The 23,335-nt window shown below is 64.8% G+C and carries 27 protein-coding genes; 18 read left to right on the top strand and 9 right to left on the bottom strand.

The window, feature by feature from the left end; genetic code table 11:
* Positions 1 to 47 precede the first annotated feature (47 nt).
* Entirely contained in the window at positions 48 to 1,022 is a 975-nt protein-coding gene (locus BM348_RS13860; protein ID WP_175507186.1) for a D-2-hydroxyacid dehydrogenase, read from the top strand.
* Between the two features lie 91 nt (positions 1,023 to 1,113).
* Positions 1,114 to 1,368 (top strand): hypothetical protein, encoded by a 255-nt coding sequence (locus BM348_RS13855; RefSeq protein ID WP_092905451.1) that lies wholly within the window; start codon positions 1,114 to 1,116, stop codon positions 1,366 to 1,368.
* A gap of 133 nt (positions 1,369 to 1,501) precedes the next feature.
* Here the strand turns inward: BM348_RS13855 and asd are convergent, their stop codons facing one another.
* The gene (gene asd / locus BM348_RS13850; protein ID WP_092905449.1) at positions 1,502 to 2,536 is read right to left on the bottom strand and encodes an aspartate-semialdehyde dehydrogenase; all 1,035 of its coding nucleotides are present in this window, start codon (positions 2,534 to 2,536) and stop codon (positions 1,502 to 1,504) included.
* A gap of 264 nt (positions 2,537 to 2,800) precedes the next feature.
* Here asd and BM348_RS20650 point away from each other — a divergent pair, with 264 nt between their 5' ends.
* Complete coding sequence (locus tag BM348_RS20650; RefSeq protein WP_139231192.1) at positions 2,801 to 3,079, top strand: hypothetical protein; 279 nt, start codon at positions 2,801 to 2,803, stop codon at positions 3,077 to 3,079.
* Positions 3,080 to 3,210: 131 nt separating this feature from the next.
* Here BM348_RS20650 and BM348_RS13840 read toward each other — a convergent pair whose 3' ends face one another.
* From BM348_RS13840 to BM348_RS13815, 6 genes are all read right to left on the bottom strand, one after another.
* Positions 3,211 to 3,402: a 30S ribosomal protein S17e gene (locus BM348_RS13840; RefSeq protein WP_049952737.1), complete on the bottom strand. Its 192-nt coding sequence runs from the start codon at positions 3,400 to 3,402 to the stop codon at positions 3,211 to 3,213.
* Between the two features lie 129 nt (positions 3,403 to 3,531).
* The gene (locus BM348_RS13835) at positions 3,532 to 4,257 is read right to left on the bottom strand and encodes a DUF447 domain-containing protein (protein ID WP_092905445.1); all 726 of its coding nucleotides are present in this window, start codon (positions 4,255 to 4,257) and stop codon (positions 3,532 to 3,534) included.
* Complete coding sequence (locus BM348_RS13830) at positions 4,254 to 5,105, bottom strand: triphosphoribosyl-dephospho-CoA synthase (RefSeq protein WP_092905443.1); 852 nt, start codon at positions 5,103 to 5,105, stop codon at positions 4,254 to 4,256. Before BM348_RS13830 ends, BM348_RS13835 begins: the two co-directional genes overlap by 4 nt.
* 70 nt (positions 5,106 to 5,175) lie before the next feature.
* On the bottom strand, positions 5,176 to 5,931 hold the full coding sequence (locus tag BM348_RS13825) for a dihydropyrimidine dehydrogenase (RefSeq protein WP_092905441.1): 756 nt from the start codon (positions 5,929 to 5,931) through the stop codon (positions 5,176 to 5,178).
* Positions 5,932 to 5,936: 5 nt separating this feature from the next.
* A complete protein-coding gene (cofD, locus tag BM348_RS13820; RefSeq protein WP_092905439.1) occupies positions 5,937 to 6,929 on the bottom strand; it encodes a 2-phospho-L-lactate transferase in 993 nt (330 codons plus the stop codon).
* Positions 6,930 to 6,994: 65 nt separating this feature from the next.
* Positions 6,995 to 8,572: a hypothetical protein gene (locus BM348_RS13815; protein WP_092905437.1), complete on the bottom strand. Its 1,578-nt coding sequence runs from the start codon at positions 8,570 to 8,572 to the stop codon at positions 6,995 to 6,997.
* 179 nt (positions 8,573 to 8,751) lie between these two features.
* On the opposite strand from BM348_RS13815, the gene ligA reads away from it, so the two are divergent.
* The 11 genes from ligA to BM348_RS13760 all read left to right on the top strand — a co-directional run bounded on the left by ligA (position 8,752) and on the right by BM348_RS13760 (position 19,130).
* Positions 8,752 to 10,536: an ATP-dependent DNA ligase LigA gene (ligA, locus tag BM348_RS13810; protein WP_092905435.1), complete on the top strand. Its 1,785-nt coding sequence runs from the start codon at positions 8,752 to 8,754 to the stop codon at positions 10,534 to 10,536.
* A gap of 272 nt (positions 10,537 to 10,808) precedes the next feature.
* Complete coding sequence (locus tag BM348_RS13805; protein ID WP_092905433.1) at positions 10,809 to 11,588, top strand: SDR family NAD(P)-dependent oxidoreductase; 780 nt, start codon at positions 10,809 to 10,811, stop codon at positions 11,586 to 11,588.
* Positions 11,589 to 11,729: 141 nt separating this feature from the next.
* Positions 11,730 to 12,890, top strand: a complete 1,161-nt coding sequence (hisC, locus tag BM348_RS13800; protein ID WP_092905431.1) for a histidinol-phosphate transaminase — start codon at positions 11,730 to 11,732, stop codon at positions 12,888 to 12,890.
* Positions 12,887 to 13,447, top strand: a complete 561-nt coding sequence (locus BM348_RS13795; RefSeq protein WP_092905429.1) for an adenylate kinase family protein — start codon at positions 12,887 to 12,889, stop codon at positions 13,445 to 13,447. The genes hisC and BM348_RS13795 overlap by 4 nt, the downstream gene beginning before the upstream one ends.
* Positions 13,444 to 14,058: a CDP-alcohol phosphatidyltransferase family protein gene (locus BM348_RS13790; protein WP_092905427.1), complete on the top strand. Its 615-nt coding sequence runs from the start codon at positions 13,444 to 13,446 to the stop codon at positions 14,056 to 14,058. The genes BM348_RS13795 and BM348_RS13790 overlap by 4 nt, the downstream gene beginning before the upstream one ends.
* A 97-nt stretch (positions 14,059 to 14,155) precedes the next feature.
* Positions 14,156 to 14,713, top strand: coding sequence for a multiprotein bridging factor aMBF1 (locus tag BM348_RS13785; RefSeq protein WP_092905425.1), 558 nt, complete (start codon positions 14,156 to 14,158; stop codon positions 14,711 to 14,713).
* A gap of 116 nt (positions 14,714 to 14,829) precedes the next feature.
* Positions 14,830 to 15,474, top strand: a complete 645-nt coding sequence (gene tpiA / locus BM348_RS13780; RefSeq protein WP_092905424.1) for a triose-phosphate isomerase — start codon at positions 14,830 to 14,832, stop codon at positions 15,472 to 15,474.
* A gap of 332 nt (positions 15,475 to 15,806) precedes the next feature.
* Positions 15,807 to 16,226 carry a DUF3054 domain-containing protein gene (locus BM348_RS13775; protein ID WP_092905422.1) on the top strand — a complete coding sequence of 140 codons (420 nt, stop codon included), beginning with the start codon at positions 15,807 to 15,809 and terminating at the stop codon, positions 16,224 to 16,226.
* Positions 16,227 to 16,588: 362 nt separating this feature from the next.
* Complete coding sequence (locus BM348_RS13770; RefSeq protein ID WP_092905421.1) at positions 16,589 to 16,804, top strand: hypothetical protein; 216 nt, start codon at positions 16,589 to 16,591, stop codon at positions 16,802 to 16,804.
* 51 nt (positions 16,805 to 16,855) lie between these two features.
* Positions 16,856 to 17,866: an ornithine cyclodeaminase family protein gene (locus tag BM348_RS13765; protein WP_092905420.1), complete on the top strand. Its 1,011-nt coding sequence runs from the start codon at positions 16,856 to 16,858 to the stop codon at positions 17,864 to 17,866.
* A gap of 256 nt (positions 17,867 to 18,122) precedes the next feature.
* Positions 18,123 to 19,130, top strand: a complete 1,008-nt coding sequence (locus BM348_RS13760) for a DHH family phosphoesterase (RefSeq protein WP_092905418.1) — start codon at positions 18,123 to 18,125, stop codon at positions 19,128 to 19,130.
* 45 nt (positions 19,131 to 19,175) lie between these two features.
* On the opposite strand, the gene BM348_RS13755 is transcribed toward BM348_RS13760, so the two are convergent.
* Complete coding sequence (locus tag BM348_RS13755; protein ID WP_092905417.1) at positions 19,176 to 19,634, bottom strand: Hsp20/alpha crystallin family protein; 459 nt, start codon at positions 19,632 to 19,634, stop codon at positions 19,176 to 19,178.
* Positions 19,635 to 19,777: 143 nt separating this feature from the next.
* Between BM348_RS13755 and BM348_RS13750 the strand changes: the two genes are divergently transcribed.
* The 3 genes from BM348_RS13750 (at position 19,778) to BM348_RS13740 (ending at position 21,239) form a co-directional block, all read left to right on the top strand.
* Complete coding sequence (locus BM348_RS13750) at positions 19,778 to 20,461, top strand: type 1 glutamine amidotransferase domain-containing protein (RefSeq protein ID WP_092905415.1); 684 nt, start codon at positions 19,778 to 19,780, stop codon at positions 20,459 to 20,461.
* An 88-nt stretch (positions 20,462 to 20,549) separates the two neighbouring features.
* Positions 20,550 to 20,759 carry a DUF1918 domain-containing protein gene (locus BM348_RS13745; protein WP_092905414.1) on the top strand — a complete coding sequence of 70 codons (210 nt, stop codon included), beginning with the start codon at positions 20,550 to 20,552 and terminating at the stop codon, positions 20,757 to 20,759.
* Between the two features lie 36 nt (positions 20,760 to 20,795).
* On the top strand, positions 20,796 to 21,239 hold the full coding sequence (locus tag BM348_RS13740) for an RNA-binding protein (protein WP_092905412.1): 444 nt from the start codon (positions 20,796 to 20,798) through the stop codon (positions 21,237 to 21,239).
* A 126-nt stretch (positions 21,240 to 21,365) separates the two neighbouring features.
* Here the strand turns inward: BM348_RS13740 and BM348_RS13735 are convergent, their stop codons facing one another.
* Positions 21,366 to 22,487 (bottom strand): pyridoxal phosphate-dependent aminotransferase, encoded by a 1,122-nt coding sequence (locus BM348_RS13735; protein WP_092905411.1) that lies wholly within the window; start codon positions 22,485 to 22,487, stop codon positions 21,366 to 21,368.
* Positions 22,488 to 22,634: 147 nt separating this feature from the next.
* On the opposite strand from BM348_RS13735, the gene BM348_RS13730 reads away from it, so the two are divergent.
* The gene (locus tag BM348_RS13730) at positions 22,635 to 23,291 is read left to right on the top strand and encodes a DUF6517 family protein (RefSeq protein WP_092905410.1); all 657 of its coding nucleotides are present in this window, start codon (positions 22,635 to 22,637) and stop codon (positions 23,289 to 23,291) included.
* Positions 23,292 to 23,335 lie beyond the last annotated feature (44 nt).

Below are 23,335 nucleotides of genomic sequence, written 5' to 3'. Positions count from 1 at the left end.
TGAACGATCGGTCGGAACCAACGTTTTTGACGGCACCGCTCGACAGCATGCATATGGCCGACGACGTCGACGTCCTCGTCCTTCGACGGGGAACGCATGGGATGCCGGTCGAACAGTACGCCGAGACCCTACGGGAGCGACTTCCGGATCGAACGGTCGAACTCGCTCGCACGCCCGCCGAAGAGCGCGAAAAAATCCGTGACGCGACGTTCGCGACCGGAATGATCCTCGAGGACGACCTGCTCGAGGAGGCCGAAAATCTCGAGGTATTCGCCTGTGCGTACGCCGGGACCGGCCACCTGCCGCTCGAGAAACTCCGCGAGCGCGGGGTTCGCGTGACGAACGCCTCGGGCGTCCACGGACCGAACATCGGCGAGCACGTCCTCGGCGCGATACTGCACTTCACCCGACGGTTTCACGAGGCCCAGCGCCGCCAGCGACGGCGGGAGTGGCGTCACTACCAGGCCACCGAACTCCAGGGTTCGACCGTCACCGTCGTCGGACTCGGCGGGATCGGGGAGGCCGTCTGTCGGCGTCTCGAGCCGTTCGGCGTCGAAACGGTCGGCGTGCGGTATTCACCCGAGAAGGGCGGCCCCACCGACGACGTGATCGGGTTCGGAACGGACGCCTTCGAGGCGGCGCTCGCTCGAACCGACTACCTCGTGCTCGCTTGCCCGCTCACCGACACCACTCGCGGACTGATCGGCCACGAGGAGTTCGTCACGCTCGACCCCGACGCGGTCGTGGTGAACGTCGCGCGCGGACCCGTGATCGACACGGACGCGCTCATCGAGGCGTTGCGCTCGAGTTTGATCCGCGGCGCGTCGCTGGACGTGACCGATCCGGAACCGCTCCCGGAAGACCACCCGCTCTGGGGGCTCGGAAACGTCCAGATCACACCGCACAACTCAGGGCACACGCCGAAGTACTACGAGCGACTCGCGGATATCGTCGCGACGAACGTCGAGCGGATCGAGCGATCCGGCTGGGATGCGGACCTCGAGAACCGTGTTTCGCTCTGAGCGGACGGAGACGCGGCGTAGCCCGACTCGGAATCTTCCAGCTACTGGTCCCCAATGTATTTACTTGCATAGCCGAAAGCGTATACCGACTATGACGGTCCTCTCGACGGAAGACGAAGGGAAGTTCCTCATGGACATCCGCGGCGAACAGATCGGTATCGTCACCGAGGTCGACGCCATCGAACAGGTCGCATTCGTCGACCCCGAACCGAATCTCACGAACGCCTGGGTTCAGAGTCTCGGCTTCGGCGAAGCCGGCGAAGACGATATCCAGGTTCCCGCCGACAACGTCGTGACGGTCACCGACTCCGAACTCCGCGTCGACGCCGACCTGAGCAGCGAGTAGTCCGGGACTGAGCCGCCCGCATTTTCTTCACCTCCGGTGCTACTGGGGTCCCCTTCGCGAGTATGCAGCCGTGGCCCTCCGAATCATCCAAAATCGTGGCTCATCGCACCTCGAGAACCAGCGCCGGGACGATCTAGAGGTAGCCGTTCTCAAGCAGCAGTTCGCCGTTGAGCACGCTCGCACCGGCGGCGCCGCGGATGGTGTTGTGTGCGAGACAGTTGTACTGCAGTCCGAACGGCGACTCGCGGATACCGCCTGCGGCGATCGCCATGCCGCCGCCGAGCGTTCGGTCCATCCGCGGCTGGGGCCGATCCGGTTCCGAGAAGACGTGGATGAGCGGGTCCGGCGAGGAGGGGAGCTCGAGCGACGGGTACGACTCCATGGCCGCCGCGGCGTCGTCCGCTGAAATCTCCTCTTCCGTTTCCACCCAGACGTTCTCGAGATGGCCGTCGATGGTCGGGATGCGGTTACACGAGGCCGCGACCTCGACGCTGTTTTCCGTGAGAGAAGCGCCGTCGAACTCGCCGAGGAGCTTCCGCGATTCGGTCTCGAGTTTGTCCTCCTCGCTGCCGATGTGGGGGATCGCGTTGTCGATGATCTCCATCGACGTGACGCCGTCGTAGCCCGCCCCCGAAACGGCCTGCAGAGTCGAGACGTGGACGCTCTCGAGGCCGAACTGCGCGAGCGCGGCGAGCGTCGGAACGAAGGTGATCGTCGAGCAGTTGGGGTTTTTGACCATCGCGCCGTCCCAGCCGCGCTCGTCGCGCTGGACCTCGAGCAGGTCGAGGTGGTCAGCGTTGACCTCCGGAATGACGAGCGGAACGTCCGCGTCCATCCGCGCGTTCGAGGAGTTCGACGAGAGCACGTACCCCGCTTTACAGAAGTCCGGTTCGACCTCCGCACCGACGCTCGAGGGGAGCGACGAGAAAAGGAGGTCGACGTCGTCCGGAACCGAGTTCGGTTCGGTGGCCTGTACCGTCATGTCGGCGACGTCCGCCGGAATGGGGGAGTCGACGCGCCACTTCGCCGCGTCGCGATAGGACCGACCGGCGCTCGAGTCGCTCGCCGTTAGCGCCGCGATTTCGAAGGACGGATGCGGATCGAGTAGCTGGATCAGTCGCTGGCCGACAGCGCCCGTTGCACCGAGAACGCCTACACGTACAGTCATTTTCCGCACCTCGGGTTTGGGTGCGCAAAACCGTTTGGATTTCACTCGCATACTGACGCTGTGACGGACGAACATGATCGGCGCTCCAGGGGCGAAACCGAGCGGTACCCGGAGCGCATAGAAGAGATTAAGAAAACGGAGCCGAACAGTACGCTAAATGCAATACGATACCCACACGCGTTCGACCGCGGCGACCCGGATCGACGATGGTCGCGTTTCGGCCTGTTCCGGCCAGTCACTCGCTCGCTCGACGGGGTGGTCCCGATGAGCGAATCGACTTCCGATTCGCCGGCAATCGGGCCGTTCGAGGGCGGCTTCGGTATCGGCGCTGCTGTCGTCGGTGTCGTCAGTATCCTCTTCGGCGCGTTCGCGGGGTACCAGGGATACATGGGGGGCGGAATGGTCGTGCGAGGCGTCGAACCGTTGAGCGAACCGTTGTTACAGGGGATAGTTCTCCTCGCGTTCGCCTCCGCGTTCGGGATCGTCGCGCTGTTTGCCGGCGCGTACATGGAACCCGGCGTGCGCGGCGACCAGGGACACTAACCTCTCGCCCGACTCTGAACTGCGTTATTCGAGACGGTTCATCTATCGACTCTCTTCCCATCGAGCGACTCGCGAAGCGAGTGCTGTGTTGCTCTTCAGTCTCGAGCGCCGCGAGTTACGTGCCGTAAAATTCAGGCTGCGACCTGGCCGCTTTTCTTGCGCGTGACGTAGCCGGCGATGCGGTTTCGCACGCCCTTGGATTCGATGTTCGTCAGCTTCTCGACGCTGTCTTTGTTCTGTTCGAAGTCGGTCGTGAACGCGTCCGGGTACTGCTCGAGCAGGAGCGTCCCAGTCTTTTTGACGTAGGCCGGTTTGATTGCCATAGTGGACGGTTCCGTCTAGAGGGCCTTAATTTGCTCCCTTTTGATCCGATCGTGGTCGCGTCCGTCACCTAGCCGTTCCCGAAACCGTTCCGGTCACGAGTCGATGGTACCGATGATCGATGGTGCCGTCTACCAGTCCACGCACTCGCGTACGCGAGCGAGCGCCTCCCGTTCGCGGTCGCTGCCGGCCCGGTCGACCACCGATTCGTAGTACTCGAGCCGGTCTCGAAGCACGGATTCGTCGTAGCCGTCGACCTCGAGTCTCGAGGCGGCGACGGTCGCCTCGACGACGGCACCGAACCCGCGGTTTATCGTCGGCACGGTTTCGGTTTCGACGGCCGACTCGAGCGGGTCGAGTCGCCACGCTTCCCACCGCGTTCCGTCCTCGGTCCCGGACTCGATTCGCTCGACCGTCACCCGAACCCACGCGTCGGCCGACTCGAGCGTCGGCTCCTCGAGTTCGAAAATCGAGAGCGCGGCGTCGACGAAGTCGACGGGATCGCGCGTAAACTGGACGTACCCAGTGCCCCGTCTGTGGAAGTTGCGCCGCGTTCTGGTGTTTCCCCACGTGCGCGCGGTTACGCTGATGTCGTCTTCACCCGCCTCGCTGGCGTGTTGGTCCTTCGCTTCGGCCTCGCACTTGTCCCGACCCGCTGGCTCTGTCTCGGCGAACAGCCCGAGTGCGGCCGCGTTCCAGCGACCGTTTGGTCCGAGCGTGGTGACGACCGTTTCGGTCACTCCCTCGAGCGTGACCGGCCACTCGACGTCGTCGTCGCTGTCCGCTCTGTCGTCGTAGTCATCCGTCCCGTCATCGTCACCACGGCGGTCATTCGCCCCGTCGCCAGCGCCGCTCATAGTTCGATCAGTTCGTTCTCGAGGGCGACGAACAACCCGGCGGCGACCAGATCCGCGGTCGTGCCCGGATTGATCCCCTGCGAGACAAGGTCGTCTGCGAACGATTCGACCGCCTCACGGTCGACCGCGTCGCCGTCGGCTCGAGTCAACTCGGCAGCCTGCTTCATCACGTTCGTCGCGGTCTCCTCGCCGCGGCGTTTCGCGACGAGCGTGTCCGGCCGTTCCGCGAGGGCGGTAAGAAAGGCACTCGCGGCGCGGTCGGCGACCGGACCTCGCGCCGCAGCGATTCTATCGGCGACGTCGAACGAGCGCTCGAACCCTGTCAGCCATTCGCGAGCGACGGCGTCGCCGGGAACGCTTCGGTCCATCACGTCGAGAAGCGTGAGCCCCCGCTCTTCGAGCGCCGGAGCCGCGCCGCTCCCGCGTCGGACGTCGAGCGCCTCGAGCTCGGGGTCGGGTTCGGAAACGAAGACGTCGACGTGCTCAAACGCCCGGTAAAAGGCTTTTGCATCCGCGACGGTGGTGTCCGCGACGACCGACTCGGCGGCCGACCGCGAGAGCCCGTCGGTCGCCGCCTTCACGAGCGGAACGAGCAACAACAGAGCCCCGAACTGCGTGTTTCCCCCGCCCTGTTCGGCCATCCCTTCGACGGCGCGTTCGAACGACCGGCCGACCGGCTCGCCCGACGCCGCCATCCGGAGGCCGTCCTGTGCCCCGACTGCACCCGCGAGGAAGTGTTCGAAAAGCAGGTCCTCGAGGTCCCGGCTCCGGTCGACGTTGCCCGGTTTCGGCGTCCCGGCGACCTCGAGCAACAGCGCGAGTTCAGCGTTCTGAGAGGCGCTTCGCATATGCACTGTCGTCGACTCTGTCGGCCGGCGGCTTAGGACTTGCTGGAAACGCACGGATAGCCCGGTGGACTCATCGCAAGGCCGTTTCCCGCTCGAGACCGAGGTGGGTGTCGACGGCGTTTCGGACGCGCTCGAGGACGACCGGGTTGTCGCTCGGCCGGCCGACGCTGACCGCGTCGGCCCCGTACTCGGCGTACTCGCGGACCGTCGGTTCGTCGCGAACGCCGTTGTTCGCGATCACGTACAGCTCCGTCTCGGCGACGATATCGGCGATCACCGACTCGGAGTCCATCGCGTCGACGTGTACGAACGCCGCGCCGGCGTCCTCGAGTTCGCTCGCGAGCGTCGGCAGGTCGATGCCGGAAACCTCCGCACGCACTTTGACGCCCGTCGTCGCCCCCGTCTCGATCGCCGTCTCGACGTACGATCGAAGGCGGTTAGTGTCGGCGAGCAGCCGCTCGCCGCAGCCGACGGCGCACAGCTCGTCCTGTCGACAGTGGGCGTTTATTTCGAGCAGCGCGTCTCGATCCCGACAGATTCGACCGGCGGGGACGAGCGGGTCCGCCGTCGTCGTTCGAACGTTGAATGCAGGGCGTATCGGAACCGACTCGAGGGCCTCGAGCTGGCGATCGACGAACGCGAACGGGTCCGCTGGCAGGAACTCGTTGCGGTCGCGCTCGACGAGTTCGCGGGCCGCCGCTCGGGACCGTTCGTCGATCGCGATGCCGCCGAGAAACGCACAGCCGGCGAACGGTGCGCCCGCTCGCGCCCAGTCGGCGTCCGCCTCGCCGCTGAGACTCGCCAGTGCGAGTGGTGGGGAGAACATGGAACTTACTCGACCCGCTCGATGGCGTCCGCCACCGTTCGAGCGACGCGCGCTGCGTCGTCGCTCGAGTCGATCCTGATGTCGGTTCGAATCGTGGGCCGGTCGAACTCGGTGTCGTCGGCCTCGTCGACGACAAACGCGTCGGCGAACGGGTAGGTCTCCGCGAGTCCGGCGGTCGAGGGGTCCGCGCCCGCGGCGTCCATCAACTGTCCAGCGGGGCCGGAGAACGCCTCGTCGCCGAGAAACGGCGAGACGACGACGACCGGCGTCTGCCCGAGCGCGTCGGCGAACCCCGGAATCGAGAGCATCGGGCCGATGCTGGTCACCGGGTTCGACGGGCCGATCACGACCGGATCCGCGAGCGCCTCGAGCACGCCCGGGGCGGGGTCGGCGTCGTTCGATCCCCGAAACTCGACGTCCTCGACCGCGGGCTCTGCGTTCCATCCGACCCAGTACTCCTGAAAGTGCATCGTTCCGTCCTCCGTGTGGACGAGACTGGCGATCGGCTCGTCGCTCATCGGCAGCAGATCGAACGGGACCTCGAACGCCGACGCCAGGGACGCGATCGCCTCGCTCAGGCTCCGTCCCTGATCGAGGAGGCTGGTTCGCGTGATGTGGACCGCGCGGTCGCGGTCGCCGATCGTCATGAACTCGCCGACGCCCGAAAAGCGCCGCCAGTCGGCGATCGCTCGACCGGCGGTCTGTCGGTCGTCCGAGAGGTACTGCGGGCCGGTCGGGAGGTCCGCCGCGTCGGCGATATCGAGTAGTTCGGCGTTCGTGTGATGGGTGTCGTCCTCGATCCCCCACCACGTCTCGCGATCGAGCACGTCGCCGCCCTGGAAGAGCAGCGTATCGACGTCCGGGCAGACGAGCAATCCGCCGAGTTCGACGTCGTCGCCGGTGTTGGCGACGACCGTCACGTCGTCCGGCGAGAACGCGGCGTCCACTCCGTCGAGCAGCTTCGGCGTCCCGGTACCGCCGGAGAGGAACGTAACCATACGCACACACGCGTCCGGCGGTACTTAGTCCCTTTCAGCCCGCTCCGAGGGGACCCACTCGCGGCTCACTCGCTCGCCCAGTCCGCGAAGCTTCCCTCGAGGAGCGTCTCCGATTGCCGGTCGACGTACGTACGCTGCATCGACTCGATCGCCGTCTCGAGGTCGTCGCCTTCCTCGAGCGCGTGGCGCACCTGATCGTGTTTCCACTGTGCGGGCGTGAGTCCCTGTCGAACGCGGTGTCTGAGGGGGTAGAGGTACTTCGCGGCTTCTTCCTCGGTGAGCCCGCGGTTGGTCAGCCCGTCTTCTGCGTGAGCAAGCAGGTCGTCGTACAGTTCGAACGAGTCGGTGGTCTCCTTGCCGTCGTTGGTGATCCACGTCATGTCCGCGTCGAGCCCCGATTGCATCGCAGCGTAGAAGTTCTCGTGAGCGTGTTCCCAGTCGAGTTCGTAGACCGGGTGCTCGAGGCGGACCAGGCTCTCGAGCAGCCCGGCGAAGGCGGCCTGGAAGGCGACCGAGTCCCGAACCGTCGGCTGGGCGGGGATCGGGCGGAACTCGATGCGGGCGTTGGCGGCCGAGCGCGTCGCGCCGTCGAAGACGGGCCGAACCCAGCGCCAGTAGGTGCCGTGTTTGCGTCGGAAGTGCGGGAACTGGTCGTCGAACCGGTCGCCGGTTTCGACTGGCATCGGCACGAGCGTGTCGTCCTCGACGATCCGCTCGATCGCCTCCTCGACCTGCCCCAGGTCGCGCGGGAACCGCACCTTCCCCTCGGAGGTGTTTCGCTCGTTGAGCACCGATTCGAAGACGCTGATTCGGTGTTCCATCCACGCGTCCTCGAGGACGCCCTCGGGGGCGACGCCCTCATCGTAACAGTCCGCGGGGAAGAACGGGGAGTTGACGCCGAGTGCCAGTAGGGGTCCAGCGATGCGCAGCGCGTAGTTGAAATACAGCGGGAGGTCGATCGCGTGGGGAACCTGATAGTGGGGCTGGATCGACGTGATGAGGCTCTCGGGCATGACGGTATCGGCCTCGAGGGTCACGTTCGGCGCGTCGATCTCCATGGCGGCCGACTGGGCGCGGTCGGTGTTTGCCATCGCGTGGTACCGGCCCGAATCGCTCATGTTCGTCGCGATCCGGATCCGCTCGCCATCCCCTCGCTCGGCCGCCCCGCCGTCCTCACCATCGTCGGCGACCGTCCGTTCGACGCTATCGGTGAGGTAGGTCGTCGCGTCCTCACCTTCCGGTGGGATCGTCCACATGGCGTCGCTGACGAGTCGCATTCCCTCCGAGTTGGTGACGTTCAGGGCCGTCCGCAGGCGGGCTTTGACCTCCGACTCTTGTGCTCGAAGCCCGTCGGCGTTCAGCGGCTGGGGACTCGTCGTCATCTCGGCGTTGTGGAGTCCGAGTTCCTTCTCGAACCCGATCAACTCGAGGAGCCGACGGGGCACCCGCCGGAGCGAACACGCCTCGGATTCGATCGCGTAGAACTCGTACTCGAGGCCGACGATCGCCTGGGGGTTGTCGAAGACCCCGTCGTCGATCGCCTGGATGATCGTTTCGGCGTCGGCCTCGGCCCGAGAGCGAAACTCCTCGGCGTCGACCGTCAGTACGTCCGCGACCCGCGCAGCGAGTTCCTCCTCTGGCATACCTGCGAGTGAGTGCCCGACTGCCTTGAAGGCACGCCCATCGAGCCGGCGCGGGTAGCGCTGTCACACCTTCGGTGCTCGCGAGCAGCCGACGGCGAACGAGACCGCTTCCGCGAGCGTGAGTTTCGCCGTCGCGCCAGTCAATTCGTTTAACACGGCCAACTGCGTAGCCACCGCCGATGGAGTTCGCCACGTTCACGGAGCGGGCCGCCGCGATCGAAGCCGAGCCAGCGGATCTCGAGATCGCCGACCGAGTGCGGGCCCTGCTCGAGGAGAGTGCGGCAGGTGGCTCGAGCGACGAACGGGGAAACGGCGACCGGGTTGCGGACGAACTCGAGATACTCGCACGGTTCGTTCAAGGGCGTATCTTTCCGGCGTGGGACTCGACCACGCTCGATATCGGCCCGAGTTCGTGCTACGAGGCGATCGCTCGGGCCGCGGGCACGAACGTCGGCCCGGCCGACGTGGAGGACCGACTGGCGGAACTGGGGGAGATCGGTGAGGTCGCCGCGAGCTACGAGTACGGCGGCCAGCAGGGACTGGGCGCGTTTACCGAGTCCGCCGACGGTGCGGACGAAGACGCACTTACCGTCCGCGAAGTCGACCGAACGCTTCGAGATCTCGCCGCGGCGGACGGCGACGGCAGCGCCGACCGGAAGATCGACATCCTCTTCGGGCTGTTCAACCGCTGTGCGAGCGAGGAAGCAAGGTACCTCGCCAGACTCGTCCTCTCGGAGATGCGAATCGGCGTCGGCGAGGGGACCGTGCGGGACGCCATCGCGGCCGCGTTCGACGTGCCGACCGAGCGGGTCGAACGCGCCTTGCAGGTGTCGAACGACTACGGCCGGGTCGCTCGAGTCGCTCGCGATGATGGCCGCGAAGGACTGGACGCGATGGACCTCGAGGTCGGCCGACCGGTGCAGGCGATGCTCGCCCAGACGGGGACGGTGACCGACGCCCTCGAGGAGTGGTCCGAGGCCGCCGTCGAGTGGAAGTACGACGGCGCTCGAGTGCAACTTCACTACGACCCCGGTGCTGGGGAAACGGACGAGCCAGCGTCCGAGACGCGAGTCTTCTCGAGGAACATGGAAGACGTAACGGAGGCGCTCCCGGAGGTCGTCGAGTTCGCCGAGGAGCGACTGGATCGGCCGGCCATCCTCGACGGCGAAGTCGTCGCGGTCGACGAGGAGGGCTCCCCGCTTCCCTTCCAGGAAGTCCTCAAGCGCTTCCGGCGGAAACACGATGTCGCAAAAGCTCGCGAGGACGTGACCGTCAAGCCGGTGTTCTTCGACTGTCTCCACGCCGACGGGGCGGATCTGCTCGAGTCGCCGCTTACGGATCGACACGACCGACTCGTCGAGTTGCTCGCGGACGGCGATGACACTGATTCTGCTGTCGATGCTTCCGACGAGATTCGGGGACTCTCCCTGCTGTGGCAGACGGACGACCCCGAGGAAATCGAGGCGATCGATGCCGACGCGCTCGAGGCCGGTCACGAGGGGATCATGCTCAAGGATCCCGACTCGACGTACTCGCCGGGCCGGCGCGGGAAGCACTGGCGAAAGCGAAAGCCCGACGTGGAGACGCTCGATTGTGTCGTGACCGGTGCCGAGTGGGGCGAGGGCCGACGCGCAACCTTCCTCGGAACCTTCGAACTCTCGGTGCGTACCGACGACTCAGGCGAGTCCCTCGAGACGGTCGGCAAGGTCGCGACGGGGATCACCGACGAGACGTTAGCGGATCTGTCGGATCTGCTCGAGCCCCACATCGCGGCCGAGGAGGGACAGGAGGTGGAGCTAGCGCCCGAGGTCGTCTTCGAGGTCGGCTACGAGGAGATCCAGTCCTCGCCGACGTACTCCTCGGGGTACGCGCTGCGGTTCCCGCGGTTTCAGGGCGTGCGCCACGACAAGGGCCCGGCCGACGCGGACTCGATAGAGCGCCTCGAGCGACTACAGGGCCACTGAAAACGGGTACGGCCGTTCGGTTTCCTCCTTGCCGTTGTCGTCGTGATTATAGGAGTCGTCGCCGGGGTGTCGTGTGCTCACCGCTGTGGCGAGCGTATCCACCCATCTGACTTCTGCCTGCCGGTGTCATCGGTCTGCTTTCTGACTGGGCATGGCGTTCAGGTTCCCGATCGAGGATGACGGATGCACCATCTGATTCACAAGATCGGGTTCCTCTGTTCGTCCCTGTATAAAAATAATTAAGACCGTTTGGATGGGGGATCGATTGTATCATGGCTATCGAACCAGACGCGCGAACGGTGATCGTAACGGGCTCGACCAGGGGACTAGGGAAGAGTATCGCGGAGCGATTCGCGGAAAACGGCGATGCTGTCGTCATTTGTTCCCGATCGCTCGAGGACTGCGAACGAGTCGTCGAGGAATTCGAACGGAAGGACGGCACCGCTCACGCGGTCGAAGTCGACGTGAGTGAGCGGTCGTCCGTCGAAAACCTGATCGATGAAACCGTCGATCGGTTCGGTCGTCTCGACGTTCTCGTAAACAACGCGGGTATTAACATTCGCGGTCCCGCAGAGGAACTGACGGCCGAGGACTGGCAGCAGGTTATCGATGTGAACTTGACGGGACCCTTCTTCTGTGCGCAGGCGGCCGGCGCCAGAATGATCGAACAGGGCGACGGCGGTGATATCGTCAACATCTCGAGTATGATGGGGAGCATGGGACAACAGGATCGAACGCCGTACAATACGGCGAAGGGGGGTGTCAACAATCTCACCCGGTGTCTCGCCGTCGAGTGGGCGGAACACGATATCCGCGTGAACGCGCTCGCGCCGGGGTACATCATGACGGAGATGGTCGAACAAGCACAGGACGAGACGGGATTCGACGAACAGGATATCAGGGACCGGACGCCGCTTGATCGGTTCGGGACGCCGGAGGAAGTCGCGAACTGCGTCGAGTTCCTCGCTTCGGAAGACAACTTCGTCACGGGCGAAGTGCTTACAGCCGACGGCGGCTGGACGGCGTTCGGCTGGGGCTGTAAGGATACTTGATCGGCCAACACTCCTCGTGTTGATTCGGCCTGCAGCCCGCTCTCTGCTCGCCGTCGCCTACAGCGCAGGTCACGACGGTCCGCGAGACGCGAGCGACCACATGTAAGCACCCTTAAGAGCCGCGGGAAACTGGATTCCCGTATGCAACCGCGCGATCTGTCCGACCACGTCGCATACCAGGCCGGTCGGGGGATCGAGGAGGTCGCCCGCGAACTCGGGCGTGATCCCGCCGAATTCATCAAACTCGCCTCCAACGAGAACCCCCACGGTCCCTCGCCCGCCGCCGTCGAGGCCATTCGGGAGACCGCCTCAAGCGTCAACGCCTACCCGAAAGCCGCTCACGCGGATCTCACCGCGGCCATCGCGGCCGAGTGGGGCGTCGACGACTCGCAGGTGTGGCTCGCCAACGGCGGCGACGGCGCGCTGGATTACCTCCACCGGGCGATGCTAGAGCCCGACGACGCCGTGTTAGTTCCCGAACCGGGCTTCGCCTACTACGGCATGAGCGCCCGATTCCACCACGGTGCCGTCGAGACCTACGCCCTCGAGCGCGCGGAGGATTTCGAACAGACGGCCGACTCCGTCCTCGAGGCCTACGACGGCGAGCGGGTCGTCTACCTGACGAGCCCGCACAACCCGACGGGCACGACGATCGATCTCGCAGAAATTGAGCACGTCGCCGAGGAAACGGCCGAAGAAACCCTCGTCGTCGTCGACGAGGCCTACGGCGAGTTCGCCGCGGTCGACAGCGCGCTCGCGCTGACCCAGGGTCGCGACGGCTTCGACGCTCGAGACGACGTCGCGATATTGCGGACGTTCTCGAAGGCCTACGGCCTCGCCGGAGTCCGGCTCGGCTACGCCGTCGTTCCCGAGGCGTGGGGCGACGCCTACGCGCGCGTGAACACCCCCTTCGCGGCGAGCGAACTGGCCTGTCGCGCGGGGCTGGCGGCGTTCGACGACGACGAGCACGTCGAGCGAACGGTCGAAACGACGCTCGAGTCGCGCGAGTACATGCGCGAAACGATCGATGCGCACGTCTGGCCGAGCGAGGGCAATTTCGTCCTCGTCGCCGTCGGCGACGCCGCGGCTGTAGCCGAGGAGATGCAACAGCGGGGCGTCATCGTCCGCGACTGCACGAGTTTCGGCTTGCCGGGGTGTATCCGGATCACCTGTGGGACCGACGCCGAAACCGAACGCGCGGTCGAGACGCTGAACGCGGTCCTCGCGGACCTCGGACTCCCCGAGGACGGGGCGGCCGAGGATCCCGCGGACCCGAACGCGCCGGAGGTGTCCGACTCGTGAGAGTCGCCGTCACGGGTACCCCTGGAACCGGAAAGACCACCGCGACGGACGCGCTGGCGGCTCGAGCGGCCGCTGACGATTCGCCGTCCGATCGGCTCTCTGTCGGCGATTCGACGCTCAAAATCGTTCACCTAAACGAGGTGCTCGAGGACGAGGCATTGTACACCGAAGTCGATGAGGACCGACAGAGCAAGGTCGCGGACATGGACGCGCTCGAGGCGTGGCTCGAGGGACGAGACGACGTGCTGATCGAGTCGCATCTCGCACACCACTTCGCCGCCGATCGGGTCGCCGTGTTGCGATGCGAGCCGGAAACGCTCGAGACGCGGCTGACCGACCGCGGCGAGACGGCTGCGAAAGCGAGCGAGAACGCAGAAAGCGAGGCGCTCGACGTGATCCTCGGCGAGGCCGTCGATCGCCACGGCCTCGAGTCGGTCTACGAGATCGACACGACGAATCGGACGCCCGAGGAAGTCGCCAGCGCACTCGAGGCAGTCGTGACGGGCGAGCGCGAGCCGTCCGCGGGCGAGGTCGACTTCGTGGGGTATCTCGCATGACGCTGGATCAGTTCCGGCCCTACATCTCGAGATTTCTGGATCCGTTCGTGAAGGGGTTCGACCGAATCGGGATGACGCCCAACGGAGTCAGCGTGCTGGCGTTCGGCATGGCTATCGCGGCGGCCGTCGCCTTCGCGCTCGGCGGTCGCGGTGATCCGATCTGGTTCGTCGCCGCGGCGATTCTGGTCTTCGTCAACGGCTGGTTGGACATCATCGACGGCGCGCTCGCGCGCGAGCAAGACGTCGCGTCCGCGGCCGGCGACCTCCTCGATCACGTGCTAGATCGGTACGCCGACATCGTCGTCATCGCCGGACTGGCCGCCGGTATCGAGGACTACGTCCTCGGATTCCTCGCGGTCACCGGGGTCGTGATGACCTCTTACCTCGGAACCCAGGCCCAGGCGGTGGGGCTGGATCGAGTCTACGGCGGCCTCGTGGGGCGAGCGGACCGGCTCGCGATCATCGGCGCTGTCGGCTTTCTCGCCTACCCGCTCGCGAACGTGACCCCCGGCGGTCTCACCGTCGTCGGCTGGCTGCTGGTCTTTCTTGCGGTGGTCGGACACCTTACCGCTCTCCAGCGGTTTTACTACTCCTGGTCGGCGCTCGAGTGATCGCGACGCCCTCGAAGCAAGTTGCGAACGAAGCGCCCGTTTCGCCGCCTCGATGCTCGCCGCATGGTTTATCACGCACCGGAATATAGACTCTCCCATGGTTCAGTGCGAAATGTGTGGCGCCGAGACGTCGTCCCCAAAAACGATCAAAGTTGAGGGTGCCAAGCTTGACGTGTGTTCGGATTGCACAGATTTCGGCACCGAGGTGAAGACGGGTTCCTCGAGTTCGAGCACGTCGACGAAGTACTCGACGGGTTCGAGCTCCGGCGGCTCTTCGGGCTCGAGTTCGAGCGCTAACGCCTCGAGTTCGACCTCGAGCGGTTCAACGAGTTCCGGCGGCTCGACCCGCCGAACGGACATGTTCGACGACATGGACGAGATCGCGACCGACTACGACGACCGGATCCGACAGGCTCGCGAACAGAAAGGACTCAGCCAGTCGGAACTCGCGAACGAACTCAACGAGAAGGCGAGTCTCATCACGAAACTCGAGCGCGGCGATACGCTTCCGACCGACAGCGTGCAGTCGAAACTCGAGAAGTTCCTCGACGTGAGCCTCGCAAGCGAAAGCGGCTCGAGCGAGGACGCCGACTGGGACGGCGGCTCCGCGAGCGGGAGTTACACCCTCGGCGACGTGGTCAAGCGAAAGGACTGATCGGACGTACTTCGGCGGTACACCTCGATCGTAGTCGTATTTCGGACCGTTTGGTCGGCCCATCGATCCGCACGACTGTCGAAACCTCTTTCCGTTCTCGCGGGCCTGTCTCGGGTATGTTCATCCTCGTCAATTTGAAGACGTATCCGTGTGACCCGGTCGCCGTCGCGGAAGCCGTTCGCGACGTCGACGAGAAAACGGACGCTCGACTCGCCGTCGCACCGCAGGACGCTCACGTCGAGCGGGTCGCGGCGACGGGCGTCGAGACGTGGGCCCAGCACGTCGATCCGATCGACCACGGCAGCAACACAGGTCACGCGCTGGCCGAATCGCTCGCCGAGGCAGGCGCCGAGGGTACGCTCATCAACCACTCCGAAAAGCGACTGAAACTCGCGGATATCGACGGCTCGATTCGCGCCGCCGAGCGCGCCGGACTCGAGACCATCGTCTGTGCGAACAACCCCGCGCAGATCGGCGCGAGCGCGGCGCTCGGACCGGACGCCGTCGCCGTCGAGCCGCCGGAACTCATCGGCACGGGAACGCCGGTCAGTCAGGCCGATCCCGACGTCGTCGAGGACGCTGTCGACGCTGCCGACGGCGTCGACGACGATGTCTCGGTCCTCTGTGGTGCGGGCATCAGCACGGGCGAGGACGTGGTCTCCGCCGCCGATCTCGGTGCGGAAGGCGTGTTGCTCGCGAGCGGCGTCGCGAAGGCGGACGATCCCGCGGCCGCGCTCGCCGATCTCGTCGACCCACTCTGACTCTCCGAAATTTCCTGGCGCTCGCTCGTTTGCTATCAACGGGAAGCGAGCGCTCGAGTCCGTGGTAGTAGGCCGGCCGTACTGACCGCAGATCGAGAGCGCAGACGCCCCGTCGCGTCGAAAGCAACCAGTAACAAATACGCGCCGTCGCCACTGTCGCTCCGTGCGAGGCCCGTCCTCGCACGTCGGCACTGTCCGTTGGACGACTCTCGGCTCCCTTCGCCGAGACCCCTCCTCCTGTCTTCTGAGTTGATGAGACGGTTCGACGGGTATCAGTCACGCTCGCCGTAGAAACCGTGGGACACAATAGGTACGGGGACCCAGTGAGAGACATGAGCACCGACACTCGAGGGCGATCCGCCTCGACCGTCTTCTCGCGCGAACGGCTCGGCATCGCGGCGGTCGATATCGTCGCCGTCGCCGGCCTCGTCACGTACGGGTACCTCCACCACAGCGAGGATCCGCTGGCGAACCCCCTCGGCGCGCTCGAGCCGATCACCCCGTTTCTCATCGGATGGGCGATAACCGCCCTGCTGGCCGGCCTCTATGCGAGAGAAACCTACGCCGACCCGACTCGAGCGGTTCGATACACCGCTCTGGCCTGGATAGCCGGGGCGAATCTCGGTCTGATCATCCGCTCGTCGCCGCTTTTCGAGGGCGGTGGCGCGTTCCCGTTCAACCTCGTGATCACCGGGTTCGGCCTCGTCGTCCTCGTTCTCTGGCGTACGGCCGTCGCCGTCGCCCTGCGCTGAACTCGCAGTCGGCATCCACCCCGCCCGATTACAATACTGAAATTGACATATATGGTAATGGGCATATACTGTTTTCGAAGGTACAACGGGTCCACCATTCCAATGCTCGTTCGTTCACTCGACTGATCGATCGATCGTCCCCGACCGAGTCTTGCGGTTCGGCGTGGATTATCTGTACCCTATGGATGTCGATCGGTATCATCAACCACCTAATCATTAGAGATGAGAAAGGTTCTCGGAGCGTATGGTATCCTCATAACTTACGAGTTATTTATGAGCTGGATCAGTATTTGAAATCGGTCCAGTATCAGGCGATTATGGGAAACACTTATATTACTATTCCACATAGGATAGTATACATTATGACTGGATATTACGACATTGTTCTGGCCCTCATCCCAGTCGCACTGCTCGGCATTACCGTCGCACTCACCGTCGTCGGCGTTTCGATAACGGCAGCGATTCCGGTCGGATCGATGGTCGCCATGACGCTCATCGGTCACGCGATGTTCGTCAACGCACCCATCGATTCGGGCGACGAAACCGGCACGGCCCGACCGCCGATCAACGCCGACTGATCTCGAGGCGCTCTCACTGTCTTTTTCTCGTTCGGTCCCGATCTGTTCGATATGACCGAAACGCTGTTTCTCTCGAGCGACGCTATCGAAGACCTCGCCTCGCCTGCCGAATACGTCGAGGCGGTGCGAGAGGGGTATCGCCAGCGCGGTCGCGGTGCCCCCGCGGATCCGCGCTCGGCGTACTTCCGAACCGATCCCGACGGGATGTTCACCGATTACGCCGCGTTGTTGCCCGAAACGGGCGCGATGGGGGGCTACATGTACAGCGCCGGGTTCGACGCCGGCGACGCGTGGTTCGTGACGCCGCTTTTCGACGCGCAGTCGGGCGAACCGCTCGCGATTCTCGACGGCGCGAGCATGAACCCGTTCAAGACCGGCGCGGCGGGAGCCGTCGCCGTTGACTCGCTGGCGCGCGAGGACGCGACGACACTCGCCGTCGTCGGAACCGGGCCACAGGCTCGCGGACAGGTCCACACGACTGCCACGGTTCGTGACTTCGAGGAGGTCCGCGTCTACTCGCCGACCGCGGAAAACCGGGCTGCGTTCGCCGACGAGTTCGACGACCAACTCGAGGCGTCGGTTCGGGCCGTCTCCTCGAGCGAAGCCGCGGTATCGGGCGCGGACGTCGTCATCACGGCGACGACGTCGACCGAGCCGGTTTTCGACGGCGAGCACCTAGAGCCCGGCGCGCACGTGACGGCGATGGGGCAATACCACCCCGACAAACGGGAACTCGACGCGACGACGATCGAACGGTCGACGTACGTTCCCGACCTCCGAGAGCGGGTGTCACAGGATGCGGGATCGTTTATCGCGGCGCGCGAGGCGGGTCGCGTCTCGGACGAGCACGTCCACGCCGAACTCGGCGACGTGGTCGCCGGCACCGAACCGGGTCGAACCGCCGCCGACGAGATAACAGTCTTCGACAGCGGCGGCACCGGAATCGAGACGGTCGCCGCGGCGTCGTTGCTCTACGAGCGAGCGCTCGAGAACGACCGCGGCACGCCGATTCCGTTCGCGCCGGCCAGCGAGGCGCTGACGGGCCGACGACGCGACCGCTAGGGAACCTCCCAGCGCGTGGTGTCGACCGACTCCATCGCGCGGACGGACGGCCCGTGACCGAACTCTCTTCCGTGTTCGAGCGCAGATTGACCTGAAACGCACGTTACTCATCAACAGTATTTGGATCTGAACACGGAGAATTCGCCGACGAAGTGTCGGCGTACCAACCAGTTTCGAGAGTTAATACGGTATTTCCAGTCATCGCAGCCGACATCTTGGCGCGACTTACAAACCGCTCGTGTCCGTAGGATTAGGTATGTCTCGAGCGGAAGATCTGGGAGAAACGCTCGCGGAGATGGATTCGCTCACCATCGTCTGTCACGACAACCCGGATCCCGACTGCCTCGCCAGCGCGCTCGCGCTCGAGCGGATCGCAAAACACAACGGCGTAAACGAGACCCGGACAGTCTACGGGGGAGAAATCTCACACCAGCAAAATCGGGCCTTCGTCAACATGCTCAATATCGACGTCACGCCGATCCGAAACGCGTCGATTGCCGAAGACGACTCCCTCGCGTTCGTCGATCACGCGGTTCCCGGCCAGAACACGCAGGTACCGGCGTCGATCGAACCGTCGATCGTCGTCGACCACCACCCGGACAGCGACGTCGAGGCGGCGTTCGTCGACGTTCGAACGGATTACGGCGCGACCGCGACGATCTTCGTCGAGTACCTCTTCGACCTCGAGATGGCCCTCGCGACGCGACTGGCGTCTGCACTGCTCTTTGCGCTGCACCGGGAACGACTCGATTTCGTCCGCGAGCCGACCGAACGCGAGTACGAGGCCGCGCTGGCGGTGTACCCAGAGGCGGACCTCGAGATGTTAGAGCAACTGTACGGAAGCGCGTTCTCTCCGGCGACGCTCGACGCGATCGGACACGCCATCGCGTCGCGGACGCGGCGGGGTTCGTCCCTAGCCTCGAGCGTGGGGCGAACCACCGAGACCGACGCGCTCCCGCAGGCCGCGGACTACCTGCTCAACCTCGAGGGCGTCGATACGGTCCTCATCTACGGGATCGTCAACGGTTCGATCCGACTGAGCGCCCGATCGATCGACCCGCGAGTGCAGGCCGGAAAGACGTTACAAAACGCGTTCGGCGAACTCGGAGCGGTCGGCGGCCACCACGACATGGCCGGCGGCCGCATCGATCTCGGACTGTTCGCGGATGTCGCGGGGGACGAAAACCAGTTACTCGAGTTCGCCAGCACCCGCCTCGAGAAGCGGTTTTTCGACGCGCTGAACCTCGATAACGGGAACGAGTAGTCGGCCTGTAGCACGACCGGGTCGGACGATTGCCCGTCCGCGGATTCACTCGATATCGATCGAACGCGCCGCGTCGTCGAAATCGCGTTTCGGCAGCCTGATCGTCACGACGCCGTTATTGAGGTGTGCTTCGACGCCGTCCGCGTCGACGGGGCTGGGGAGGGTTAGCTGTCGGCTGAACGAGTGCGTGCGCCGCTCGCGCCGAAGGTAGGTGTCCTCGGCGTCGTCGACGGCCTGTTCGCGCTCGCCGTCGATCTTCAGCCGCCGGTTCGTCAGCGTGAGCTCGATGTCGTCGCGCTCGAATCCGGGCGCGTCGATCACGACGACGAACTCCCCGTTTGCATCCGTTACGTCGACGCCGGTTCCGCGCGATCCGACGCTCGTACCGAGGTCCCCGCCGTCAGCGTCACCGCTGCTGCCGGATCGCCGCGGTGACCGCAGTTGCCGGCTCAGCCGATCGATCAGTTTCTCGAGCTCCTCGAAGGGGTTCGGTCGCTGTGCCATAAATCGGGCTACGTCGCCAGCGGCGAAAAAGACCACCCTCGTCGCTCGTGACCGTCCGCTCTCGTAACAGGTCGGCGGCGGCGATTGCGGCAGAACCGAGGGGTTGGACCGGCGTTAATGTGCTGGCTCCCGAACGGGCGCACATGACTCGAGCACTGTTCGTCGTCAGCGAGGAGGGATACTGGGGAGAAGAATGCGTCGAGCCGCTCGAGACGCTCACCGACGCGGGGGTCGACATCACGGTCGCGACACCGACGGGCGGCCCGCCGCAGATCGACGAGCGCTCTGCCGACCCAGAACAGGTCGGCGAGGAAACCGCCGAACACGTCATGGAGGTCCACGAGACCGACGAGCGGCTGAACGATCCCATTCCGCTCGCGAAGGCGCAAGCCGGCGAGTACGACGCCGTCGTTTTCCCGGGCGGTCACGGTACCGAGTGGGACGTTAATCAGGACAAACACGCGCGGACGATCCTTCGCGAGACGATCGAGGGCGACGGAAAGGCACTCGTCGTCTGCCACGCCGTTGCCATTCTCGCGTTCACGCGAGACAGCCACGGCGCGTTCATCGTCCACGACCGCGAGGTAACCGGCTTCCCGAACGAGTGGGAGGAGGGAATCGTCGACAACGAGGACCTGATGCCAGACGGCAGAAAACTCCCCTACTGGGTCGAAGACGAAGTGATCGCCGCGGGCGGAAACTGGGACGCCGAACTCGATTCGGAGACGAGCGTCACCGTCGACGGCGATCTGATAACCGCACGCGGTCCCGGTTCCTCGAGCGCCGCGGGCCAGACGCTCCTCGAGGAGCTCGGAATCGAGGCCTGACCCGGCTGCAGTCGCGCTCGCGGTCTCCCCGTCGAGCCGTCGAAACCGAATCAGTCCCTTTTTACGCAATGGCAGGGAAGAGCGACCTATGAGCTTCGAGGAAGACGACCACGTCGTGCTCCACGACAAACACAGCGAATTCGACGGCGAAGTCGGGACGGTCACCCAGACGATGGAATCTATGTTCGGCGACGTCACCTACACGATCAGCTTCGAGGACGGTCAGGAGTCGGGCGTTCCCGAAGACGCCCTCGAGGCCGCTCCCGACGACGCCGACCCGGACGACGCCGACGAGTAACTACCTACCAGCGACACGCCCGTTCTCTCAGGACCGATGCCACAAATCCCGCTTCACTACGTCGATCTGCGAACGTTCTGTTACGCCACCGAGGACGAAAAACGCGTCGAGAGCGCGCTCCGAACCTTCCTCCCCGAGGAGTTCGAAATAGAGCGCGTCGAGAGCGAGGGCCACTACGGCGATCGGATCCTCGTCCTCTCGGCGCGCGCCGAAAACGCAGACGACGTGCGCCACGTCCTCTCGAGACTCGCGGATCTCGAGGATTTCGACGGCCTGATCGCCGAACTCGACCAGCGGGTGACCGAAAACACCGAACTCTATCTCACGCTCGACAAACAGGCCGCGTTCAACGGCGAGAGCCGACTCGGCGACGGGATCACGTTCCGCGCGAAAGTCGAGGCCTACCCCGCGAAAAAAGAAGCCGCCGTCGAGAACGCAAGAGAGGTCCTCGAGCGCCTCGAGGACGAGGACGTAAACTGAGCCTCGCAGGTCCAATCCACGAGGCCATCGTTTCTTGGAATCGACGAAAAGATCAGTCGATAGAAGTTCTACGCCTGTCGTCTCGTCTGGCCGTCGAACTGGGCGGTGTAGCCGTCTTAGACGTCCCTATCGCACCGCCCGGGTCGCCGCGTCGATGACCTCGAGCGCTTCTTTGAGTTCTTCCGTTCCGGTCGCATAGGAGAGTCGCGCATAGCCCTCGCCGTGTGCGCCGAAGGCGTCGCCCGGCACGACCACCACGTCGCGCTCGAGGACTTCCTCACACCAGCCGTCCGGGACTTTGGGCATGACGTAGAACGCGCCCGAGGGCGTCGGGACCTCGAGGCCGGCGTCCTCGAGACCGTCGACGACGAGGTCTCGGCGCCGCTCGAACGCGTCGACCATCTCCGCGACGGGGTCCTGCGGACCGGTCAGGGCCGCCTCTGCGGCGTACTGCGCCGGTGCGCTCGCACAGGCCTGCCCGTACTGGTGGACCCGGAGCATGCGTTCGATTCTCCGATTCGATCCGACGACCCAGCCGAGTCGCCAGCCTGTCATCGAGTATGTTTTCGAGCAGGCGCTGACGACCACGACGTTGTCGCTCTGGGCGAACTCGAGCGGCGAGCGGTGTTCGCCCTCGAAGACGATTCGCTCGTACACCTCGTCGGAGAGACAGAGGACATCGTGTTCGTCCGCGATGCGCGCGAACTCGCGCATGTCCTCCTCGGACTGGACCGCACCCGTCGGATTCGAGGGGCTGTTGACCACGAACGCGGCCGTATCGTCGGTGATCGCCTCCTCGACGGTCGCCGGATCGAGCGTGAGATCCTCCCGGAGCGGGACCGGCTTTGGAGTCCCGTCGGCGATCTTCGTCAACGCGTCGTAGGAGACGAAGCCGGGATCGGGGAAAATGACTTCCTCGCCCGGATCGACGTGCGCCTCTAACACCAGGTGAAGCGCCTCGCTCCCGCCGGACGTCGCGATGATGTCCGCCGGATCGACGTCGATTCCGTACTCGCGGTCGTACGTTCCGGAGATCGCCTCGCGAAGCGACCGCGTCCCTTTGTTCGAGGTGTAAGCGTCGGTCTTCTCGGACTCGATAGCCTCGATCGCTCCCGCTCGAGCGTGCTCGGGCGTTGGAAAGTCCGGTTGCCCGAGTCCGAGGTTGATCGCGTCCTCGCCCGCGGCTTCGAACACTTCCCGGATCCCGCTGATCGATACCTGCTCGACCCGATGAGAGAACTCCGTCATGGTACAACGGGGGGAGCCAACCCCGATAACTCTTGATGTGTATCCGTGACGGCCGTCTCGGCGTCGGCCGTCGCCTGCTCGTCTATCCTGTCGGATCGAATGAACCAGCCACAACGAATATGCTGTTGCTAACGAATACGGTAGGTAATGAGTTCTTCACGCAGACGGTTTCTTGCAGCGGGAGTGACAGGTTCGATCGCAGCCCTCGCTGGCTGTCTCGATTTCATCACCGGCGACGGGCCGCTCGAATTCAGTTCCGACCGCGTCGCGCCGACCGACAGCGCGCTCGAGGAGACGGGATTCGAAGAGCTGACCGTCGAGGAACGGACCTTCGAAGAGACGGTCGAAGCCGGCGTCGAACGGGAGATCGAAGCCGGATTCTGGCTCTCGAGTTACGCGAAAGCGCTCGATATTCGGGGCCAATCACAGGAGGCGACCGCGTTCGTCGCGGTCTCGACGCCCAACATGAGCGTCGCCGGCCGGTCGCTCAATCCCATCGACGGCATGGACAGCGAGGAGTTACTCGACGAGTTCCGGGGTCAGATCGAGAACGGGGAGACGGATATTCGGGACATCCAGCACGAGGAGACCTTTTCGGTGTCGATTCTCGGAGAGAGTCGCGACGTCGACCGTCTGCAGGGACAGACCGAGTATCAGGGCGAAGCGATCGACGTCGACCTCCTCGTGGCCTCGTTCGGTCACGAGGGCGACTATCTGGTTCTCGTCGGTATGTATCCGGAACTGTTCCAGGACGAGGGAGCCAACGTCGAGGTCCTGCTCGAGTCTGTCGAGCACCCGGTCTGAGCGCTCACCGGTTCGTCCGGTTTTCGCGTGGCCAACTCGAGACG

It is taken from the genome of Halostagnicola kamekurae (assembly GCF_900116205.1).
GTDB lineage: Archaea > Halobacteriota > Halobacteria > Halobacteriales > Natrialbaceae > Halostagnicola > Halostagnicola kamekurae.
Note: the sequence above shows the minus strand (reverse complement) of the source record. Positions and strands in the feature narration are given on the sequence as shown.

Excerpts from the sequence above, each read along its gene's own strand:
- BM348_RS13860 (WP_175507186.1), top strand. The coding sequence starts at position 48 with ATGCATATGGCCGACGACGTCGACGTCCTCGTCCTTCGACGGGGAACG.
- BM348_RS13855 (WP_092905451.1), top strand. The coding sequence starts at position 1,114 with ATGACGGTCCTCTCGACGGAAGACGAAGGGAAGTTCCTCATGGACATC.
- asd (WP_092905449.1), bottom strand. The coding sequence starts at position 2,536 with ATGACTGTACGTGTAGGCGTTCTCGGTGCAACGGGCGCTGTCGGCCAG.
- BM348_RS20650 (WP_139231192.1), top strand. The coding sequence starts at position 2,801 with ATGAGCGAATCGACTTCCGATTCGCCGGCAATCGGGCCGTTCGAGGGC.
- BM348_RS13840 (WP_049952737.1), bottom strand. The coding sequence starts at position 3,402 with ATGGCAATCAAACCGGCCTACGTCAAAAAGACTGGGACGCTCCTGCTC.
- BM348_RS13835 (WP_092905445.1), bottom strand. The coding sequence starts at position 4,257 with ATGAGCGGCGCTGGCGACGGGGCGAATGACCGCCGTGGTGACGATGAC.
- BM348_RS13830 (WP_092905443.1), bottom strand. The coding sequence starts at position 5,105 with ATGCGAAGCGCCTCTCAGAACGCTGAACTCGCGCTGTTGCTCGAGGTC.
- BM348_RS13825 (WP_092905441.1), bottom strand. The coding sequence starts at position 5,931 with ATGTTCTCCCCACCACTCGCACTGGCGAGTCTCAGCGGCGAGGCGGAC.
- cofD (WP_092905439.1), bottom strand. The coding sequence starts at position 6,929 with ATGGTTACGTTCCTCTCCGGCGGTACCGGGACGCCGAAGCTGCTCGAC.
- BM348_RS13815 (WP_092905437.1), bottom strand. The coding sequence starts at position 8,572 with ATGCCAGAGGAGGAACTCGCTGCGCGGGTCGCGGACGTACTGACGGTC.
- ligA (WP_092905435.1), top strand. The coding sequence starts at position 8,752 with ATGGAGTTCGCCACGTTCACGGAGCGGGCCGCCGCGATCGAAGCCGAG.
- BM348_RS13805 (WP_092905433.1), top strand. The coding sequence starts at position 10,809 with ATGGCTATCGAACCAGACGCGCGAACGGTGATCGTAACGGGCTCGACC.
- hisC (WP_092905431.1), top strand. The coding sequence starts at position 11,730 with ATGCAACCGCGCGATCTGTCCGACCACGTCGCATACCAGGCCGGTCGG.
- BM348_RS13790 (WP_092905427.1), top strand. The coding sequence starts at position 13,444 with ATGACGCTGGATCAGTTCCGGCCCTACATCTCGAGATTTCTGGATCCG.
- BM348_RS13785 (WP_092905425.1), top strand. The coding sequence starts at position 14,156 with ATGGTTCAGTGCGAAATGTGTGGCGCCGAGACGTCGTCCCCAAAAACG.
- tpiA (WP_092905424.1), top strand. The coding sequence starts at position 14,830 with ATGTTCATCCTCGTCAATTTGAAGACGTATCCGTGTGACCCGGTCGCC.
- BM348_RS13775 (WP_092905422.1), top strand. The coding sequence starts at position 15,807 with ATGAGCACCGACACTCGAGGGCGATCCGCCTCGACCGTCTTCTCGCGC.
- BM348_RS13770 (WP_092905421.1), top strand. The coding sequence starts at position 16,589 with ATGACTGGATATTACGACATTGTTCTGGCCCTCATCCCAGTCGCACTG.
- BM348_RS13765 (WP_092905420.1), top strand. The coding sequence starts at position 16,856 with ATGACCGAAACGCTGTTTCTCTCGAGCGACGCTATCGAAGACCTCGCC.
- BM348_RS13760 (WP_092905418.1), top strand. The coding sequence starts at position 18,123 with ATGTCTCGAGCGGAAGATCTGGGAGAAACGCTCGCGGAGATGGATTCG.
- BM348_RS13755 (WP_092905417.1), bottom strand. The coding sequence starts at position 19,634 with ATGGCACAGCGACCGAACCCCTTCGAGGAGCTCGAGAAACTGATCGAT.
- BM348_RS13750 (WP_092905415.1), top strand. The coding sequence starts at position 19,778 with ATGACTCGAGCACTGTTCGTCGTCAGCGAGGAGGGATACTGGGGAGAA.
- BM348_RS13745 (WP_092905414.1), top strand. The coding sequence starts at position 20,550 with ATGAGCTTCGAGGAAGACGACCACGTCGTGCTCCACGACAAACACAGC.
- BM348_RS13740 (WP_092905412.1), top strand. The coding sequence starts at position 20,796 with ATGCCACAAATCCCGCTTCACTACGTCGATCTGCGAACGTTCTGTTAC.
- BM348_RS13735 (WP_092905411.1), bottom strand. The coding sequence starts at position 22,487 with ATGACGGAGTTCTCTCATCGGGTCGAGCAGGTATCGATCAGCGGGATC.
- BM348_RS13730 (WP_092905410.1), top strand. The coding sequence starts at position 22,635 with ATGAGTTCTTCACGCAGACGGTTTCTTGCAGCGGGAGTGACAGGTTCG.